Annotated in this window: 17 protein-coding genes; 4 read left to right on the top strand and 13 right to left on the bottom strand. The window is 69.8% G+C overall.

The features are described from left to right. Positions 1-126: 126 nt before the first annotated feature. From trmD to BMW85_RS43890, 9 genes are all read right to left on the bottom strand, one after another. Positions 127-906, bottom strand: a complete 780-nt coding sequence (gene trmD / locus BMW85_RS43930; protein WP_091093483.1) for a tRNA (guanosine(37)-N1)-methyltransferase TrmD — start codon at positions 904-906, stop codon at positions 127-129. Continuing rightward, entirely contained in the window at positions 906-1406 is a 501-nt protein-coding gene (gene rimM / locus BMW85_RS43925; protein ID WP_091093482.1) for a ribosome maturation factor RimM, read from the bottom strand. Before rimM ends, trmD begins: the two co-directional genes overlap by 1 nt. A gap of 69 nt (positions 1407-1475) precedes the next feature. Next, positions 1476-1721, bottom strand: a complete 246-nt coding sequence (locus tag BMW85_RS43920; RefSeq protein ID WP_043634919.1) for an RNA-binding protein — start codon at positions 1719-1721, stop codon at positions 1476-1478. A 1-nt stretch (position 1722) separates the two neighbouring features. Beyond that, on the bottom strand, positions 1723-2163 hold the full coding sequence (rpsP, locus tag BMW85_RS43915; RefSeq protein WP_091093480.1) for a 30S ribosomal protein S16: 441 nt from the start codon (positions 2161-2163) through the stop codon (positions 1723-1725). Positions 2164-2382: 219 nt separating this feature from the next. Further along, complete coding sequence (gene ffh / locus BMW85_RS43910) at positions 2383-3942, bottom strand: signal recognition particle protein (protein ID WP_091093478.1); 1560 nt, start codon at positions 3940-3942, stop codon at positions 2383-2385. A 57-nt stretch (positions 3943-3999) separates the two neighbouring features. Then, positions 4000-4560, bottom strand: coding sequence for a GTP-binding protein (locus BMW85_RS43905; protein WP_091093588.1), 561 nt, complete (start codon positions 4558-4560; stop codon positions 4000-4002). A 7-nt stretch (positions 4561-4567) separates the two neighbouring features. Continuing rightward, entirely contained in the window at positions 4568-4987 is a 420-nt protein-coding gene (locus BMW85_RS43900) for a DUF742 domain-containing protein (RefSeq protein ID WP_091093476.1), read from the bottom strand. A 4-nt stretch (positions 4988-4991) separates the two neighbouring features. Then, the gene (locus tag BMW85_RS43895; RefSeq protein WP_020546542.1) at positions 4992-5414 is read right to left on the bottom strand and encodes a roadblock/LC7 domain-containing protein; all 423 of its coding nucleotides are present in this window, start codon (positions 5412-5414) and stop codon (positions 4992-4994) included. After that, on the bottom strand, positions 5411-8374 hold the full coding sequence (locus tag BMW85_RS43890) for a sensor histidine kinase (protein ID WP_177241188.1): 2964 nt from the start codon (positions 8372-8374) through the stop codon (positions 5411-5413). The genes BMW85_RS43895 and BMW85_RS43890 overlap by 4 nt, the downstream gene beginning before the upstream one ends. 437 nt (positions 8375-8811) lie before the next feature. Here BMW85_RS43890 and BMW85_RS43885 point away from each other — a divergent pair, with 437 nt between their 5' ends. The 4 genes from BMW85_RS43885 to BMW85_RS43870 are packed head-to-tail and all read left to right on the top strand — an operon-like array spanning position 8812 to position 12370. Beyond that, positions 8812-9801: an ABC transporter substrate-binding protein gene (locus tag BMW85_RS43885; protein ID WP_245775433.1), complete on the top strand. Its 990-nt coding sequence runs from the start codon at positions 8812-8814 to the stop codon at positions 9799-9801. Then, positions 9798-10571, top strand: a complete 774-nt coding sequence (locus tag BMW85_RS43880) for an ABC transporter permease (RefSeq protein ID WP_091093473.1) — start codon at positions 9798-9800, stop codon at positions 10569-10571. Before BMW85_RS43885 ends, BMW85_RS43880 begins: the two co-directional genes overlap by 4 nt. Then, positions 10568-11350: an ABC transporter permease gene (locus tag BMW85_RS43875; RefSeq protein WP_091093472.1), complete on the top strand. Its 783-nt coding sequence runs from the start codon at positions 10568-10570 to the stop codon at positions 11348-11350. The genes BMW85_RS43880 and BMW85_RS43875 overlap by 4 nt, the downstream gene beginning before the upstream one ends. 15 nt (positions 11351-11365) lie before the next feature. Then, positions 11366-12370, top strand: a complete 1005-nt coding sequence (locus BMW85_RS43870) for a methyltransferase (protein ID WP_091093470.1) — start codon at positions 11366-11368, stop codon at positions 12368-12370. A gap of 80 nt (positions 12371-12450) precedes the next feature. On the opposite strand, the gene BMW85_RS43865 is transcribed toward BMW85_RS43870, so the two are convergent. Genes BMW85_RS43865 through BMW85_RS43850 form a run of 4 tightly spaced genes read right to left on the bottom strand, consistent with a single transcriptional unit; the run spans position 12451 to position 16783 of the window. Beyond that, positions 12451-13038 (bottom strand): GTP-binding protein, encoded by a 588-nt coding sequence (locus BMW85_RS43865; protein WP_091093469.1) that lies wholly within the window; start codon positions 13036-13038, stop codon positions 12451-12453. After that, positions 13019-13441 (bottom strand): DUF742 domain-containing protein, encoded by a 423-nt coding sequence (locus BMW85_RS43860; RefSeq protein WP_091093467.1) that lies wholly within the window; start codon positions 13439-13441, stop codon positions 13019-13021. The genes BMW85_RS43865 and BMW85_RS43860 overlap by 20 nt, the downstream gene beginning before the upstream one ends. A gap of 4 nt (positions 13442-13445) precedes the next feature. Then, entirely contained in the window at positions 13446-13868 is a 423-nt protein-coding gene (locus BMW85_RS43855) for a roadblock/LC7 domain-containing protein (RefSeq protein WP_091093466.1), read from the bottom strand. Next, entirely contained in the window at positions 13865-16783 is a 2919-nt protein-coding gene (locus BMW85_RS43850; RefSeq protein WP_143082612.1) for a sensor histidine kinase, read from the bottom strand. The genes BMW85_RS43855 and BMW85_RS43850 overlap by 4 nt, the downstream gene beginning before the upstream one ends. Positions 16784-17233: the final 450 nt, after the last annotated feature.

Here is a 17233-nt window from a genome sequence, read left to right as displayed (position 1 = left end):
CACGCGGAGGTCCACTCGGCCGGGCTCTGACGAGCGCGGCAGCGAAGCGGACACGCCTGCTGTCTTCGGTGGACCCGGATCGGACTCCGGGCACGCGCTAGCGACCAACCTGAGTTGGGCAGCGATTCAGTTTGCCACATCTTCCCGTTCGGCGCGAAACGACAGCTCCTCAAGCAGCTTCCTGTCGTGCTTGTCGAGCGTCTCCGGGTCGAGCTCCGCCGCGAGGTCGGGCCGGTTGCGCACGGTACGCCGCAGCGCCTCGTCCCGCCGCCACCTGGCGACCTTGCCGTGATGCCCGGACAGCAGCACGGCCGGCACCTCGTGGCCGCGCCAGACCGGCGGCTTGGTGTAGACGGGGCCCTCGACGAGGTTGCGCATGGAGCCAGGGGCGAAGGAGTCGTCGACGGCCGACTGGGCGTTGCCCAGCACGCCGGGCAGCAGCCGGCCGACGGCCTCCACCATGACCAGCACCGCGACCTCGCCGCCGGCCAGCACGTAGTCGCCGATGCTGACCTCGTCGACGCGCAGCCGATCGCCGTACTCGGCCATGACGCGGGAGTCGATGCCCTCGTAACGGCCGCAGGCGAACAGCAGCCATGGCTCCCCGGCCAGCTCCTGCGCCAGCTCCTGGGTGAACGGCCGCCCGCTCGGCGTCGGTACGACCAGCCGCGGCGCGCCGTCACCGATCACCGCGTCGATCGCCTCGCCCCACACCTCGGGCTTCATGACCATGCCGGGGCCGCCGCCGTAGGGCGTGTCGTCCACGGTCTTGTGCACGTCGTGGGTCCAGTCGCGCAGCTGGTGGACCCGTACGTCGAGAGTGCCGCGCTCACGCGCCTTGCCGATCAGCGAGACGTCGAGCGGCGCGAAGTACTCGGGGAAGATCGAGATGATGTCGAGCCGCATCAGAGCAGCCCCTCCGGCGGATCGACCACCAGCCGGCCGCCGGCCAGGTCGACCTCGGGCACCAGGGCCTTGACGAACGGGATGAGCGCCTCGTCCTGCCCCTCGCGGCGGACCACGAGGAGGTCCTGGCCGTGGTGCAGGACGTCCTCCACCTCACCCACGGGCTCGCCGGCGACCGTCTCGACGGCCAGGCCGATGAGCTGGTGGTCGTGGAACTCGTCGGGGTCGCCGGTGGGCTCGACCTCGGCCGAGTCGATGACGAGCATGGTGCCCCGGAGGTCCTCGGCGACGTCGCGGTCCGTGACGCCCTCGAACATCACCAGCAGGATGCCCTTGTGCCAGCGGCGCCCGGCGACGACGAGGGGCCCGGAGCCGGCCGGGTCGGTGGCGATCGACGCCCCGACGGCGAAGCGCCGCTCGGGCTCGTCGGTGCGCACCTCTACGGTGACCTCGCCGCGTACCCCGTGCGGACGGCCTATCCGGCCGACGACCAACTGCACGAACGTGCCCTTTCTAACGCGGAGCGCCCCCACCGGCGGCGAACCGGTGAGGGCGCGGAAAACCTGACGCTAACGGACTGCCTCGTGCAGGTCGAGCAGATCGACCCGCACGTACTTCCCGTCGGCCAGGGCGTTGACGACCGTGCGCAGCGCCTTGGCGGTGCGCCCGCCGCGTCCGATGACCTTGCCCAGGTCCTCGGGGTGCACCCGGACCTCCAGGACGCGCCCGCTGCGGATGCGGCGTGCGCGGACCCGGACATCGTCGGGATGTTCGACGATGCCCTTCACGAGGTGCTCGAGGGCCTCCTCGAGCACGTCAGCCCTCGCCCTCGGTCGGGGTCTCGGCGGGGGCCTCGGACTCGTCCTTCTTCTTGGACTTGCGCGGCGTGGTGGCGGCCGTGCCGGTGTCGCCACCGGACAGGGCCTCCTTGGCCGCGGCCTCGTAGATGGCGTGCCGGTCGGGCTTGGGCTCGGCGACCTTGAGCGGCGCCGGGGCGGGCTCGCCCTTGAACTTCTGCCAGTCACCGGTGAGCTTGAGCAGCTTGAGCACCGGCTCGGTCGGCTGGGCGCCGACCCCCAGCCAGTAGGCCGCACGCTCGGCGTTGATCTCGATGCGCGAAGGGTCGTCCTTCGGGTGGTACAGGCCGATCTCCTCGATCGCCCGGCCGTCACGCTTGGTGCGGCTGTCGGCGACGACGATGCGGTATTGAGCGTTGCGGATCATGCCGAGCCGCTTGAGCTTGATCTTGACTGCCACGGGTGTGGTCTCTCCTGCATTAGAGCGTGGGTGAGCGGCGCCGCGCCGAGTGGGGCACGACAGGACGACGCTCCAGGGACAGGCGTGATCAGCGGGTCGGTGAGAGGGCGCCCACCTGAACACGATGTTCCAACATGCAATTGTGCCAGATCGCCGTCACTGTCCACGACACCCCGCGGAGTCACACCCGCAAAGCCTCGGCAACGAGGCGACCCGGTGTCAGTTCTGGCCGGGCAGCTTCAGCTTGGACGGGTCGAAGCCGGGCGGCAGCTCGATGCCCGGGGGCAGCTTGCCGTGCAGGTTGCCCAGCATGCCGCCCTGCTTGGGCTGCGCCTGGCCGTCGCCAGCACCCGCGCCCGACGACGACTTCTCCAGCGCCGCCTTGCGCGGGTCGCCGCTGACGCGCCGGCCCTTCTTGTTCTTCTTCTGTGCCTTGGCCGCCTTGCCCCGGCCGCCCGGCATGCCGGGCAGGCCCATGCCGCCCGCGACCCGCTTCATCATCTTCTGGGCCTCGAAGAAGCGGGTGACGAGGTTGCTGACCGCGCTGACCGTGACGCCGGAGCCGGCCGCGATGCGGGCGCGGCGGGAACCGTTGAGGATCTTCGGGTCCTGACGCTCGGCCGGGGTCATCGAGCGGATGATCGCGGCGATGCGGTCGAGGTCGCGGTCGTCGATGGAGTTGAGCTGGTCGCGCATCTGGCCCATGCCGGGCATCATGCCGAGCAGGTTCTTGATGGGGCCCATCTTCTGGACCATCATCATCTGCTCGAGGAAGTCCTCCAGCGTGAAGTTCTCGCCCGAGGTGAGCTTGCCCGCCATCTTGGCGGCCTGCTCCTCGTCGAACGTCTTCTGGGCCTGCTCGATCAGGGTGAGGATGTCACCCATGTCGAGGATGCGGGAGGCCATCCGGTCGGGGTGGAAGGCGTCGAAGTCTTCCAGTTTCTCGCCGGTGGAGGCGAACATGATCGGCCGGCCGGTGATGTGCCGCACCGACAGGGCCGCGCCGCCGCGGGCGTCGCCGTCGAGCTTGGTGAGCACGACGCCGTCGAAGCCGACGCCCTCCATGAACGCCTGCGCCGTGGTGACGGCGTCCTGGCCGATCATGGCGTCGACGACGAACAGGACCTCGTCGGGCCGCACCGCGTCGCGGATGTCGGCGGCCTGCTTCATCATCTCCTGGTCGATGCCGAGGCGGCCGGCCGTGTCGATGATGACGATGTCGTGCTGCAGCCGCTTGGCCTCGTCGATCGAGTGGCGGGCCACGCCGACCGGGTCGCCGACGCCGTTGCCCGGCTCGGGCGCGTAGACGGCGACGCCGGCGCGCTCGCCGACGACCTGGAGCTGCTGGACGGCGTTGGGCCGCTGCAGGTCGGCGGCGACCAGCATGGGCACGTGGCCCTGATCGCGCAGCCACCTGGCCAGCTTGCCCGCCAGGGTCGTCTTGCCCGCGCCCTGGAGACCCGCCAGCATGATGACGGTGGGCGGCGTCTTGGCGAGGCGGAGCCGGCGGGTCTCGCCGCCGAGGATCTCGATCAGCTCGTCATTGACGATCTTGACGACCTGCTGCGCCGGGTTGAGCGCCTGGGACACCTCGGCCCCGCGGGCGCGCTCCTTGACCTGGGCTACGAACGCCTTGACCACCGGGAGCGCGACATCGGCCTCCAGCAGGGCGATGCGGATCTCCCGGGTGGTGGCGTCGATGTCGGCATCGGACAGCCGGCCCTTGGATCGAAGGGAGGAGAAAACCGATGTGAGGCGGTCGGAAAGCGTCTCGAACACGTGGTTGGCCAGTCCTCGAAGCGAATGAACGTCTAAGACTCCAGCCTATCCGCTTCCCTAGCCGCTCCAGCCTGGCACGGCCATGCGAACGGTGAGAGCGTGCTCGACGAGGTTGATCAGAGCGCCCTTGACGGAGTCCTTCGAGCGCGCGTCGAGCCGCACCATGGGGATGTGCGGGGCCAGGGTGAGGGCGTCGCGGACCTCGCCGTCGTTGTGGAGGTATTGGCCGTCCCAGCCGTTGATGCCCACGATGAACGGCAGCTGCGCCTCTTCGAAGTAGTCGATGGCGGGGAAGCTGTCGGCCAGGCGGCGGGTGTCCACCAGCACGACCGCGCCGATGGCGCCGCGTACGAGGTCGTCCCACATGAACCAGAACCGGTGCTGTCCGGGCGTGCCGAACAGATAGAGGATCAGGTCACGGTCCAGCGAGACACGGCCGAAGTCCATGGCCACGGTCGTGGTCGACTTCAGCGGGGTCATGCCCAGGTCGTCGATCCCCGCCGAGGCGTCGGTCATGACGGCCTCGGTCGTCAACGGCATGATCTCCGACACCGCGCCGACGAACGTCGTCTTGCCCACCCCGAAGCCCCCGGCCACGACGATCTTCGTCGAGGTCAGGCCGGGGCTAGAGCCTGCGAAGTCCACTGAGCACCCTTTCCAGCAGGTTGACGTCCGGCCTACCCGCCTCGAGCTGCGGCTGGTGCACCCGCACGAGGCCCTCGGCCGCCATGTCAGCGATCAGAACACGCGCCACGCCGAGCGGCATCCGCAGCAGCGCGGAGACCTCCGCCACCGACCTCACCTGCAGGCAGAGCTGGCTGATCGCCTTGTACTCCGGCGTGATGTGGGAGAACTCCCGGTGCTCGGCGGTCGCCGAGGACACCAGGGCCTCCATCGCCAGCTTGACCTTCGGTGCGGTCCGCCCGCCGGTGACGGCGTACGGGCGTACCGGTGAGGCCGGGTCGGCGGCAGTGGGCTGAGGCGGCGGCGGGGGCTCCCAGCCGCCGCTGTTCCACCCGCCGCTGTTCCATCTGGGATCCGTCATTCCATCACCTGGTCTGGCTGGCACGCAGCTCCGCGCGCACAGCCGGGGTCAGCACCTGCCCGGCGCGGTCGACCATCAGCGTCATCTGGTACGCCACCAGACCCATGTCGCAGTCCGGGGCGGCCAGCACCGCCAGGCACGAGCCGTCACTGATCGACATGATCAGCATCAGCCCGCGCTGCATCTCAACGATCGTCTGGTTGACCGCACCGCCCTCGAACACCCTGGCCGCACCCTGCGTCAGGCTCACCAGACCCGACGCGATCGCCGCCAGCTGGTCGGCGCGATCCGCCGGGAAACCTGACGAGGCGGCCAGCGGCAACCCGTCCGAGGAGACGACCACCGCGTGCGCGACACCCGGGACCGTGCTGACGAAGTCGGTGATCAACCAATCCACCCCGCGTGCCGCGTGGCTCAGGTCGTTCACGCGCCCTCCTCCCTGCTGTCACTCCTGGGGCCGGACCCGTACGTCCTGCCCTCGCTGATGTCATCGCGTGCGGCCCGGAAGCCCTGCTGGAAGCTGGACAGGCGGCTGCGCACCCGGTCCGGCGAGACGGCGGGCATGGGCGCGACGCCCTTCGGGGCCGAGACGGTGTCGGCCGAGCCGGGGACCAGGTTGGCCTTGGGCACCCGCTTGGGCAGGCCGGCGGCCGTCGCCCCGTCGCGTACGGGCTCGACCACGGCCTTGGCCGCGCTCCAGCCCTCGTCGGCCTTGCTGGAGCCCCAGGTGGCCGCGTTGGCCTCGCCGCCGTTGTCGAACCAGGCGGACTCGACGGAGGCGAAGATCGGCAGGTACTCGTCCCCGGACGTGGCCGGCTTGACCACGGGGATGGGACCCGTGGCGGCGGACTCGGTCTCGGGGAAGTCGAAGGACGGCGCGGCACCGCCGGACGGCCGCCCGGCGGGGCGGGTCCACGGGCTCGGCTCCTCGGCGGGAGCGCGGGTCCAGGGCGAGGGCTCCTCCGGCGGCGGGGCGGCGCCCCGGCGGGGCAGCGCCGTGGTCTCGCCGGTCGCCGGGCCGCGCGAGGAGACCCACACGTCCGAGGAGGGCGCGGAGTTGTTCGCCATCCAGTTGCCGGTGCCGGCTCCCGAACCGCTTCCCGCACCGGCTCCGACGCCACCGCCCATGCCGTTGCCCGCGCCGTTGCCCGTGCCGGTGTCCGAGGGCCACTGCGGCGCCGAGGCCCACGGGGAGCCGGCCGCGGTGGACTCCGTCGACGGGTACGACGGGTACGAAGGATGCCCGGGGCCGAGCTGGTAGGACGAGGCCGGCCAGCCGGCGCCCGCGGGCTGCGGCGACGGGAACGCCTCCTCGCGGGACGGCTGCCCGGCACCCGCGGTGGCGGGCGTGGCGGAGCCGGCGTACGAGGGGGCCTGCGCGCCGAGCAGCGACTCGGGGATGAGGACCATGGCGGTCAGGCCGCCGGAGCCGTGCGGGCGCAGCTGCACGCGGATGCCGTGGCGGTGGGCCAGGCGGGCGACCACGAACAGGCCCATGCGGCGGGAGACCGACACGTCCACGGTGGGGGCGTTGGTGAGCCGGTCGTTGGCCTGGGCCAGCTCCTCGCCCGTCATGCCGATGCCGGAGTCGCTGATCGAGAGCATGATGCCGCCGCCGTCGATCCGGCTGCCGGAGACGGGGACGCGGGTCTCGCGCGGCGAGAACGACAGCGCGTTCTCGATCAGCTCGGCGAGCAGGTGGATGACGTCGTTGACGGCCTGGCCCGCGATGGAGACGCCCTCGGGCACCTCCAGCACGACCCGTTCGTAGTTCTCGACCTCGGAGAGAGAGGCGCGGGCGACGTCGACCAGCTTGACCGGCTGGCTCCAGCGGCGCGGCGGCTCCTGGCCGGCGAGCACCAGCAGGTTCTCGCTGTTGCGCCGCATACGGGTCGCCAGATGGTCCAGCTTGAACAGGTTCCCGAGCCGCTGCTCGTCCTGTTCGCCCTGCTCCAGACCATCGATCAGGGTGATCTGCCGCTCCACCAGCGTCTGACTGCGGCGGGACAGGTTCACGAACATCGCGTTGACGTTGGCCCGCAGCTTGGACTCCTCGCCCGCCAGGCGGACCGCCTCGCGGTGGACCTCGTCGAAGGCCCGCGCCACTTCACCGATCTCGTCCTTGGAGTTGATCTCGATGGGCGGCACGCGGAGCTTGTCGGGGCTGACGTCCGTCTCGCGGAGCTGGCGGACCAGGTCGGGCAGGGTCTGACCGGCGATCTTGAGCGCGTCGCCGCGCAGCCGGCGCAGCGGCCGGACCAGCGAGCCCGCCATGATGGCGGTGATCACGAGGACCAGGATCAGCAGGCCGACCACGATCGCGATGTTGATCGCGGCGGTCTGCCTGTCGGCGCTCGCGACGTCGGTGGAGCGGGTGGCGACCTGCACGCCCAGGTTCTTCTGCACCTGGTGGAGGCGGTCGACGGTGTCGGAGATGGAGTCGAACCAGCGGCCGGCGTCGTCGTTGCTGCTGGTGTCGAGCCGGCGCAGGTAGCGGGTGCCGGTGACGTTGTTGCTGCTGGCGACGCCGACGGCGTTGTTGTGCAGCAGGACGGCGCGGTCGATGTAGAACTCGGCGCGGCCGATCTTGGTGTTCGCGACGGTGTCGTCGAACATCTGCCGCTGCTGGAGGGTGGCGGCGGAGCGGAAGGCCGCCCGCTCGCTGTTGCGCTTCGACCCGGCGTCGAGGAAGGCGTTGAACTCGGTCTCCTCGAACGACCCGCGCTCCAGCGCGATCGCCAGCAGGGCGCGCTGCTTGGACGCCTCCTCCTCGGCGCGCGCGATGGCGCGCAGGGCGGCGCTGGTGGAGATCAGCTGCTCGTCCGCGGCGCCCTGGGCCAGCTCGTCGTAGAGCTGCAGCAGCTCGGCGATGGTCTCGGAGTACTTCTCCATCGTCGGCAGGGGCGGGAGGTGCGAATTGATCGCCGTGTCACGCAGCGAGCGGAGCTGGGAGAGCCGGGTCGTGATGCGGTCGAGGGACCGGCGGCCGATCTCCGACAGGGAGTCCTCGGTGGTCTTCGCGCTGGACAGCACACGGCCCACGCTGACGTCGACGATGCGCTGCTGGCCGGCCAGCCGGTCCTTCTCGCCGCCGGAGCGGCCGGAGGCGACGAAGCGGCTGGCCAGGTCGCGCTCGAGTCCGAGGTCGCGGACGAGCTCGCCCACCTGCGTGACGAGCGTGTTGACCTCGCCGACGACCTGGTACTGCTGGGCGCTGCCGATCGAGCTGGTGACGCGGAGCGCGCCCAGCACGACGGCCACGAGCGTGGGGACGGCGATGAGGGCGATAAGGCGGGTTCGTACCCGCCAGTTGCGCAGCGCGAGCGGGCTGCCCGACTTGGGCAGCTGAACCTCTGGCACCTCGCCGCCCACTGGCTTTTCGGGCACGTCCGGGGCCCTACCACGACCGGTTTCGGTCGTTGATGTCCTCACTGGTGGCAACCTCTCGCCATGGCCTGCTTTGTGGGGGTCTCAGCGGCTTCGTCTCTCGGACGAGTGATCGCAGGCAAGTTCGAGGCCCAATTTGAGCACAAACCTCATACTTAGGCCAACGTATCGCCAGTTTTCAACCGTTCCAGATCACACATTGTTCACATGGCAAGCTCTCGACCACGGAGCGCAACCGGCGCATCAATCCGGACATTCGACCCATAAACGGTCTTTATCCCCATATTTACATCTATAGCCGTTTACAGTCTTATTTGACAGATAAACAGCATATACGCGGCATTGCGCCGACCTTCGGCGTTCCCTTCCGCTACGCTTCACGCCCGGTATCCTGTGCCGATCTCCAGAAGCTTCCCCCCTGGTAGGAGAACCCCCCCATGACACGCAAACTGCGCTGTTACGCCGTCGCACTCGGCGTCACAGTCGCTCTGACGCTTGCCGGCTGCGGCGGATCCGACGACGGCGGCGCCACCTCAGCCAACAGCAAGGGCTTGGAGAAAACCACCATTAAGGTCGGTGCTCTTCCGATCCCTGACCCTGTATCGGTTTACATCGCGCAGGCCAAGGGCTTCTTCAAGGAAGAGGGCCTGACCGTCGAGCCCACGCCGATCACCGGTGGCGCCGTGGCCGTCCCGATGATCGAGAGCGGCCAGCTCGACATCTCGCAGACGAACTATGTCTCGACCTTCGCGGCCGTTGCCGGAGGCAAGAAGATCAAGCTCGTCGCCGACATGTACCAGGCCGGCGCGAACTGCTTCGTCATCATGGTGCCGGGCGACTCGCCCATCAAGACGGTGGCCGACCTCAAGGGCAAGACGATTTTCGTCAACAACCTGAACAATGTCGCCACTCTCGCGGTCGAGACGCAGCTCAAGGTCGCGGGTCTCTCCAAGGACGACGTGAAGTTCGCGGAGAAGCCGTTCCCCGAGATGGGCAACGCGATCAAGGCGGGCCAGGCGGACGCGGGCTGGATCACCGAGCCGTTCATCACCGCCAACCAGAGCGCCAACGGCTTCCGCAAGCTGGCCGACACCATCACCGGCCAGACCGAGGACCTGCCGATCGCCGGCTGGATGGCCAGCGAGGAGTGGGTGCAGAAGTACCCGAAGACGCTCGCCGCCTTCCAGCGCGCCATCGCCAAGGCCCAGCAGCTCGCCTCCAGCGACCGCAAGGAGATCGAGGCCATGCTGCCGAAGTACACCAAGATCGACGCCAAGACGGCGTCCGTGATCACGCTCGGCACCTATCCGAGTGAGCTCAACGCGAACCGCCTCCAGAAGGTGGCCGACCTCATGCTCGAGTACGGCTACCTCAAGAGCCCGCTCGACGTGAAGTCCGTGATCGCGGCGCCCGCCTCAAGCGGATGACCGGTGCTCGCCTGCTCCGCGGCGCCGCCGGCGCCGCGGGGTTCTTCGTCGTCGGGGAGCTGGTCATCCGCTACGGCATCGGCGATGACATGGACTTCCCTCCCCCGTCGACCATCCTGCTCGAAACCGGGCGCCTCCTGGCGGACCCCGACTTCCTCGCCGGAGTCGGGGCGACCCTCGCCAACTGGGCGCTCGGCCTGCTGATCGCGATCTGCGTCGCGGTGCCGCTCGGTGTGCTGCTGGGCTCGTTGCCGCCGGTGGAGCGCGCCATCCGGCCCGTACTGGAGTTCCTGCGCCCGATCCCCTCGGTCGCCATCATCCCGCTCGCCATCCTGCTCATCCCGGTGGACGAGATGATGAAGGTCTCGGTGATCGTGTACGCCTCCCTGTGGCCGATCCTCATCAACACCCTCTACGGCATGCACGACGTGGACCCGGTGGCCAAGGAGTCCCTGCGCAGCTTCGGCTTCGGCCCGCTCGCGGTGCTCTCGCGTGTGAGCGTGCCGAGCGCGGCCCCGTTCATGGCCACCGGCGTGCGCATCGCGGCCGGCATCGCGCTGGTCCTCGCCGTGAGCGCCGAGCTGGTCGCGGGCGGCGTCGCCGGCATCGGCGTGTACGTGATCCAGGCCGGCAGCGGCAACCGCATGGACCTCATGATGGCCGCGACCGTCTGGGCCGGGCTGTTCGGCGTGGCCGCCAACCTGGTGCTGATGGCCGGCGAGCGCCGCCTGTTCCACTGGCACCGCATGCGGACGGGAGCGCAGTCGTGAAGGCACTCGCCCGGCTCTGGGTCATCCCAGTCGTGCTCGTCGCGTGGGAGCTCATCGCCCGCGCGGTGGAGGACACCGACTTCCCGCCGCCCACGACGATCGTCGTGCGGATGTACGAGCTGTGGTTCTCCGGCCCGGCCTCCCGTCTCTTCCTGACGGACGACGCGCTGGAGAACCTGCTGCCGAGCCTCGCCCGGATGTTCAGCGGCTGGGTCATCGCCGCGCTGCTGGGCATCGTCGCGGGCGTGCTGCTCGGCCGCTCGCGCACGGCGACCGACTACGTGGACCCGCTGATCGAGTTCGGCCGGGCGATCCCGCCGCCGCTGCTGCTGCCGGTCTTCATCGTGCTGTTCCAGGCGAGCCTGCCGATGATGCTGGCGGCGATCGTGTTCGGCGTGATCTGGCCGGTGCTGCTCAACTCGATCGACGGCGTACGTGCGGTGGACCGCACCTACACCGAGACGGCCACGGTCTTCAACCTGTCCAAGCAGCAGTACCTGCGGCTGGTGGTGCTGCCCGCGGCCTCGCCGAAGATCTTCGCGGGGCTGCGGCTGAGCCTGTCGCTGGCGCTGATCCTCATGGTCATCTCGGAGCTGTTCGGCAGCACCGACGGCATCGGCTACCAGCTGCTGCAGGCCCAGCGCAGCTTCGACGGCGCCGGGGTGTGGGCCGCGATCGTGCTGCTCGGCGTGCTCGGCTATCTCGTGAACTCCCTGTTCGTGCTGGTCGAGCGGCGTCTGCTCGTCTGGCACCGGCAGGCCACCCGCAACGCGACCTGACATCTGGAAGGACGTATGCCGCATTCCGACGAGCTTCTCTGGGGAGCCGTAGGCGACATCTCCCGGCTGGCGGCCCTGGTCACCATGGCGGAGCTGGGCGTGGCCGACCACCTGGCGGACGGCCCGCTCGGCACCGCCGAGCTGGCCCGGCGCTGCGAGGCCGACGCGCCCGCGCTGCGCCGGGTCCTGCGCGAGCTGGCCGCCATGGACCTGCTCCGCCCGGCCGGGCCGGACGCCTACGACCTCGCCCCCCGAGGCACCGCGCTCCGCTCCGACGTGCCCGACTCGGTCCGCTCGTCGATCAGGATGCTCGGCGAGGAGAGCTTCTGGTACGCCATGGGCCTGCTCCCCGCCACGGTCCGCGAGGGCAGCTCGGCCTTCGTGAAACGGTACGGCCACCTCTACGACCGCCTGGGCTCCGATCCGGCGCTCGGCAGCATGTTCGACGACTACATGAGGCGCCGGGCCCTGCCCTTCATCGAGGGCCTGGCCAAGGCGTACGCCTTCCCGCCTGAGGCGACGATGGTGGACGTGGCCGGCGGCAAGGGGCACATCCTGGCCTCGGTCCTGCACGCCAACCCGCAGATGCGCGGCGTCCTGCTCGACCTCGGGCACGTCACCGCGCACGCGGAGCGGACCTTCGCCGAGGAGGGGCTGGCCGGCCGGACGGAGGTCGTCACCGGCGACTTCTTCACCGCGGTCCCGGCCGGCGGCGACGTCTACCTGCTGGCCAGCGTCCTGCACAACTGGGACGACGACGACGCCGTCACCATTCTCGGCAACATCCGGCGCGCCATGAGCCCGGACGGGCGGGTGCTCGTGCTGGAGGTGGTGCTGCCCGACGACGCGGCGCCGCACCTGGGCAAGGACATCGACCTGCGGATGCTGGCGATCTTCAACGGGGGCGCGGAGCGTACCCGTGAGGAGTACGCCGCGCTGCTCCGCCGGGCGGGCCTGGCCCTCTCCGAGGTCGTCGACCTGGGCTCCGGCGCGAGCCTCATCGAAGCCCTGCCCGTCTGAAGTATGCCCGCTCCGAGCCTGCCGCCTGCCGCCGCTCTCCGTCGCGGCGGCAGGACGCAACGGAGAGCGGGGCGGCGGGGTCAGCCGCCCCAGCCCGGCACGGCCATCCGTACCGAGAGGGCGTGCTCGACCAGCTCGATCAGCGTGTTCTTGACGGAGTCCTTCTTGCGCGCGTCGAGCCGCACCATGGGGATGTGCGGGGCCAGGGTGAGGGCGTCACGGACCTCGCCGTCGCTGTGCGGGTACTGTCCGTCCCAGCCGTTGATGCCCACGATGAACGGCAGCTGCGCCTCTTCGAAGTAGTCGATGGCGGGGAAGCTGTCGGCCAGGCGGCGGGTGTCCACCAGCACGACCGCGCCGATGGCGCCGCGTACGAGGTCGTCCCACATGAACCAGAACCGGTGCTGTCCGGGCGTGCCGAACAGGTAGAGGATCAGGTCGCGATCCAGCGAGACGCGGCCGAAGTCCATGGCCACGGTCGTGGTCGACTTCAGCGGGGTCATGCCGAGGTCGTCGATGCCGGCGGAGGCGTCGGTCATGACGGCTTCCGTGGTCAGCGGCATGATCTCCGACACCGCGCCGACGAACGTCGTCTTGCCCACCCCGAAGCCGCCGGCCACGACGATCTTCGTCGAGGTGAGTCCGGGGCTAGAGCCTGCGAAGTCCACTGAGCACCCTTTCGAGCAAGTTCACATCGGGCCGGCCGGCGTCCTCCAGCTGTGGCTGGTGCACGCGGACCAGGCCCTCGGCCGCCATGTCAGCGATCAGCACGCGGACCACGCCTAGGGGGATCCGGAGAAGGGCGGAGACCTCCGCGACGGACCGGACCTGCCGGCACAGTTGGCTGATCGCCTGGTACTCCGGCGTGATATGCGAGAACTCCCGGTGCTCGGCGGTCGCCGAGGACACCAGGGCCTCCATCGCCAGCTTGACCCGCGGCGCCGTCCGCCCGCCTGTCACGGCGTAGGGGCGGACGGGCGACGCGGGGTCCGGGTTCAGCTGCGGCTGGGGCTGGGACTGGGGCTGCGACTCGGGCGCCCAACCGCCGCTGTTCCATCTGGGATCCGTCATTCCATCACCTGGTCTGGCTGGCACGCAGCTCCGCGCGCACAGCCGGGGTCAGCACCTGGCCCGCGCGCTCGACCATCAGCGTCATCTGGTACGCCACCAGACCCATGTCACAGTCCGGGGCGGCCAGCACCGCCAGGCACGAACCATCACTGATCGACATGATCAGCATCAGCCCGCGCTGCATCTCCACGATCGTCTGGTTGACCGCACCGCCCTCGAACACCCTGGCCGCACCCTGCGTCAGGCTCACCAGACCCGACGCGATCGCCGCCAGCTGGTCGGCGCGATCCGCCGGGAAACCTGACGAGGCGGCCAGCGGCAACCCGTCCGAGGAGACGACCACCGCGTGCGCGACACCCGGGACCGTGCTGACGAAGTCGGTGATCAACCAATCCACCCCGCGTGCCGCGTGGCTCAGGTCGTTCACGCGCCCTCCTCCCTTTCGTCGTTCCGCGAGCCGGCGGAGAACGCCTTGCCCTCGGTGATGTCGTCCCGCGCCGCCCGGTAACCCTGCTGGAAGCTGGACAGGCGGTTGCGGACCCGGTCGGGCGAGACCGACGGCATCGGCGTCACGCCCTTGGGCGCGGCCGTGGTGCCCGCCGAGCCGGGCACCAGGTTGGCCTTGGGCACCCGCTTGGGCAGGCCGGCGGCCGTCGATCCGTCACGTACCGGTTCCACCACGGCCTCCGCAGCGTTCCATCCCTCGTCCGCCTTGCTGCTGCTCCACGTCTTGTCGCGGCCGAACCAGGCGGACTCGACCGCGGCGAAGATCGGTAAGTAGTCGTCCCCGCCGGCCGCGGGAGGGACCGCCGGTATGGGGCCGGTGTCCCCGGAGTCGTCGGTGAACTCGAACCCGGGACGCTGCGGCGGCATCGTGTCGCCGCTCCAGCCGCCGGGCGGCGGCTGCGGGGGCGTGGGCCGTCTGGGCAGGCCGCCGCCGTTCCACGCGGAGGTCCGGGGCGGGGACCAGACGTCGGAGGCGTCGAAGCCGTGCGGTTCCGGAGCCGACCAGGAGGCGGCGTCGGGCTGCCAGCCCGGCGTGTTCGGCCAGCCGTTGTTCTCGGGGCCCGAAGGGCCGGAGGGGAAGGACGGGTGGCCGGGGCCGAGCTGGGCGGGCGGCTGCGGCCAGTCGATGGCGGGCGGGGCCGGGTGCGGGCCCGAGTAGGGCTCGTCCCCTCCCCCGCCGCCCGTGCCGGAGAAGGCGGGCGGCCGCTCGTACGGCTGGCCGAAGGACGGGTGCCCCGAGGAGGGCTGGCCGAAGGACGGCTGGTCGAAGGCCGGCGGCGGGTTGTACGACGGCGGCTGGTTGCCGGAGAACGACGGCATCCCCGCCGCGTGCGCCGGGGCCTGGGTCCCCAGCATGTTCTCGGGGATGAGCACCATGGCGGTCAGCCCGCCGGAGGCGTGCGGGCGGAGCTGTACGCGGATGCCGTGCCGGTGGGCCAGGCGGGCGACCACGAACAGGCCCATCCGCCGGGAGACCGACACGTCCACGGAGGGCGCGTCGGTCAGCCGGTCGTTGGCCTGGATCAGCTCGTCCTGGGTCATGCCGATGCCGGAGTCGGTGATCGACAGCATCACGCCGCCGCCGTCGATGCGGCTGCCGGAGACCGTCACCCGGGTCTCGCGCGGCGAGAACGACAGCGCGTTCTCCACCAGCTCGGCGAGCAGGTGGATGACGTCGTTGACGGCCTGGCCGGCGACGGAGACGCCGTCGGGCACCTGGAGCACGACCCGTTCGTAGTTCTCGACCTCCGACAGGGAGGCGCGGGCCACGTCGACCAGCTTGACCGGCTGGCTCCAGCGGCGCGGCGGCTCCTGACCGGCGAGCACCAGCAGGTTCTCACTGTTGCGCCGCATACGGGTCGCCAGATGGTCCAGCTTGAACAGGTTCCCGAGCCGCTGCTCGTCCTGCTCGCCCTGCTCCAGACCGTCGATCAAGGTGATCTGCCGCTCGACCAGCGTCTGACTGCGGCGCGAGAGGTTCACGAACATCGCGTTGACGTTGCTGCGCAGCCGGGCCTCCTCGCCGGCCAGGCGGACCGCCTCGCGGTGGACCTCGTCGAAGGCCCGCGCGACCTCGCCGATCTCGTCGTGCGTGTCGACGCTGATCGGGGCGACCGGGCCGGGGCTGCCGTCGGTGCTCTCGCGCAGGGCCTTCACCGTCTCCGGCAGGCGCTGCCCGGCGATGTCGAGCGCCTCGCGGCGCAGCCGTCGCAGCGGCCGGATGAGCGAGCGGGCGATGAGCGAGATGATCGCCACCACGACGAGCAGCAGGAGCAGGATGAGGCCGCCGGAGATCATCGCCGCGCGGTTGGCGCCCTCCTCCAGGCCGCGGGCGCGCAGGATCACCGAGGAGGCGAGGTCCTTCTCCACCTCACGCAGGGCGTCGATCTTGCCGGTGCTGACGTCGAACCAGGTGGTGACGTCCCTGCTGGGCGAGGCGCCGATGCTCAGCTCCTTGCCCTCGGACGCCTGCGCCATGGCGCGCAGCCGGAACAGGTCGGTCTGGTCCACGTCGCGGCCGACCACGATGTTGCGGTAGAGCTCCAGCTGGTCGAGGTTGGCCAGCGTGGCGAAGAGGGTCTCCTCGCTCTCCTCGCGCGCCTTGGCGTCGGTCAGCGCGTCCAGCTCGCCGCTGTCGAAGGACTTCTTGTCCAGGGCACTGGCGAGGATGCCGCGCTGCTTGGACGCCTGCTCCTTCGCCCTCGCGATGGCGGCCATCGCGCTCGCGCTGTGGTTGACCTGGTCGTCCACCGCGACCTGGCCGACCTGGTCGTGGAACTGCAGGAGCGCGGAGATGATCTGGGAGTACTTGTCGATCATCGGCAGCGGCTGGATCTTGCCCTTGACGGCGGTGGCGCGCAGCGTCGGGATCTCCTCCAGACGGCGCAGCACCGGTCGCACGGAGTCGCCGTGCGTGTCGGCGATGGCCTGTCCCCGCTCCTTGGCCTCGTCGATCAGCGCGTCCACGCCGCTGTAGGTGGTCTGGAGCTGCGCCTCGCGGCTGCCTGGCCGGCCCTGGGCGATGAACAGCGCGGTCTCGTCGCGTTCGAAGGCGAGCTCGTGGGTGACGGCCCCGAGTTGCTCGCTGAACTCGGCGACCTGCCGGAGGGTCTGGTAGGTGTTGGCGTCGTTGAGCGAGGTGATCACGCTGAGCCCGCCGAGCCCCACGGCCACGGCCGTGGGAACGACGATCAGCGCGATGAGGCGCGACCGCACGTGCCAGTTGCCCAGCCCGAACCTGCGTGAGGAGGGTTTGGCCGGCCGTTGCTTCTGGCGCTGCTTCTGGTGCGCGTGCGGCTCGCGGTCGGCGGAAGCTTCAGCGCTCTGCGTTCTCACTTGCCTTCGCAACCTCTCGCCCCGGGAGGGGAATTCTCGGTGACCCTGCAGGTAAATGCGCGTTGGGGCAATTTAGTACGTCAAGATAAGCGTCATTTGAGCACATGGGCCGGTGGTGGCCAACCACTGATCGTGCTCGATCGAGAAGTTTGTCCCTGAGTGTCCGAAAATTACGCCAGAATCGGTAAACAGCCGTCTATCTGCGGAAACAAGGTGTAAGAGATCGCCCCACGGGCCTCTTCCTCACCCATAGGGGTTTCATCAGAACCGCCACGCCAGTAACGTCGGTCTCGTTCACACCTCCATTCCCAAACTGGACAAACCTCTAGTTACTTACCGGTCGTCAAATTTTCACGATATAGCGGCAAGCAGACATTGCAACCACAAGTGTTATCTTCTCGATAATGACCACTAATTTGGTGCTACGGTCGAGCCCTGTTGCGCGTCAGG

The sequence above is a fragment of the Nonomuraea wenchangensis genome, from assembly GCF_900111685.1.
GTDB lineage: Bacteria > Actinomycetota > Actinomycetes > Streptosporangiales > Streptosporangiaceae > Nonomuraea > Nonomuraea wenchangensis.
The sequence above is the reverse complement of the archived record's forward strand: the minus strand, read 5'-3'. Positions and strand labels throughout refer to the sequence as shown.

Excerpts from the sequence above, each read along its gene's own strand:
- BMW85_RS43900 (WP_091093476.1), bottom strand. The coding sequence starts at position 4,987 with ATGACGGATCCCAGATGGAACAGCGGCGGGTGGAACAGCGGCGGCTGG.
- BMW85_RS43880 (WP_091093473.1), top strand. The coding sequence starts at position 9,798 with ATGACCGGTGCTCGCCTGCTCCGCGGCGCCGCCGGCGCCGCGGGGTTC.
- trmD (WP_091093483.1), bottom strand. The coding sequence starts at position 906 with ATGCGGCTCGACATCATCTCGATCTTCCCCGAGTACTTCGCGCCGCTC.
- BMW85_RS43870 (WP_091093470.1), top strand. The coding sequence starts at position 11,366 with ATGCCGCATTCCGACGAGCTTCTCTGGGGAGCCGTAGGCGACATCTCC.
- BMW85_RS43885 (WP_245775433.1), top strand. The coding sequence starts at position 8,812 with ATGACACGCAAACTGCGCTGTTACGCCGTCGCACTCGGCGTCACAGTC.
- BMW85_RS43860 (WP_091093467.1), bottom strand. The coding sequence starts at position 13,441 with ATGACGGATCCCAGATGGAACAGCGGCGGTTGGGCGCCCGAGTCGCAG.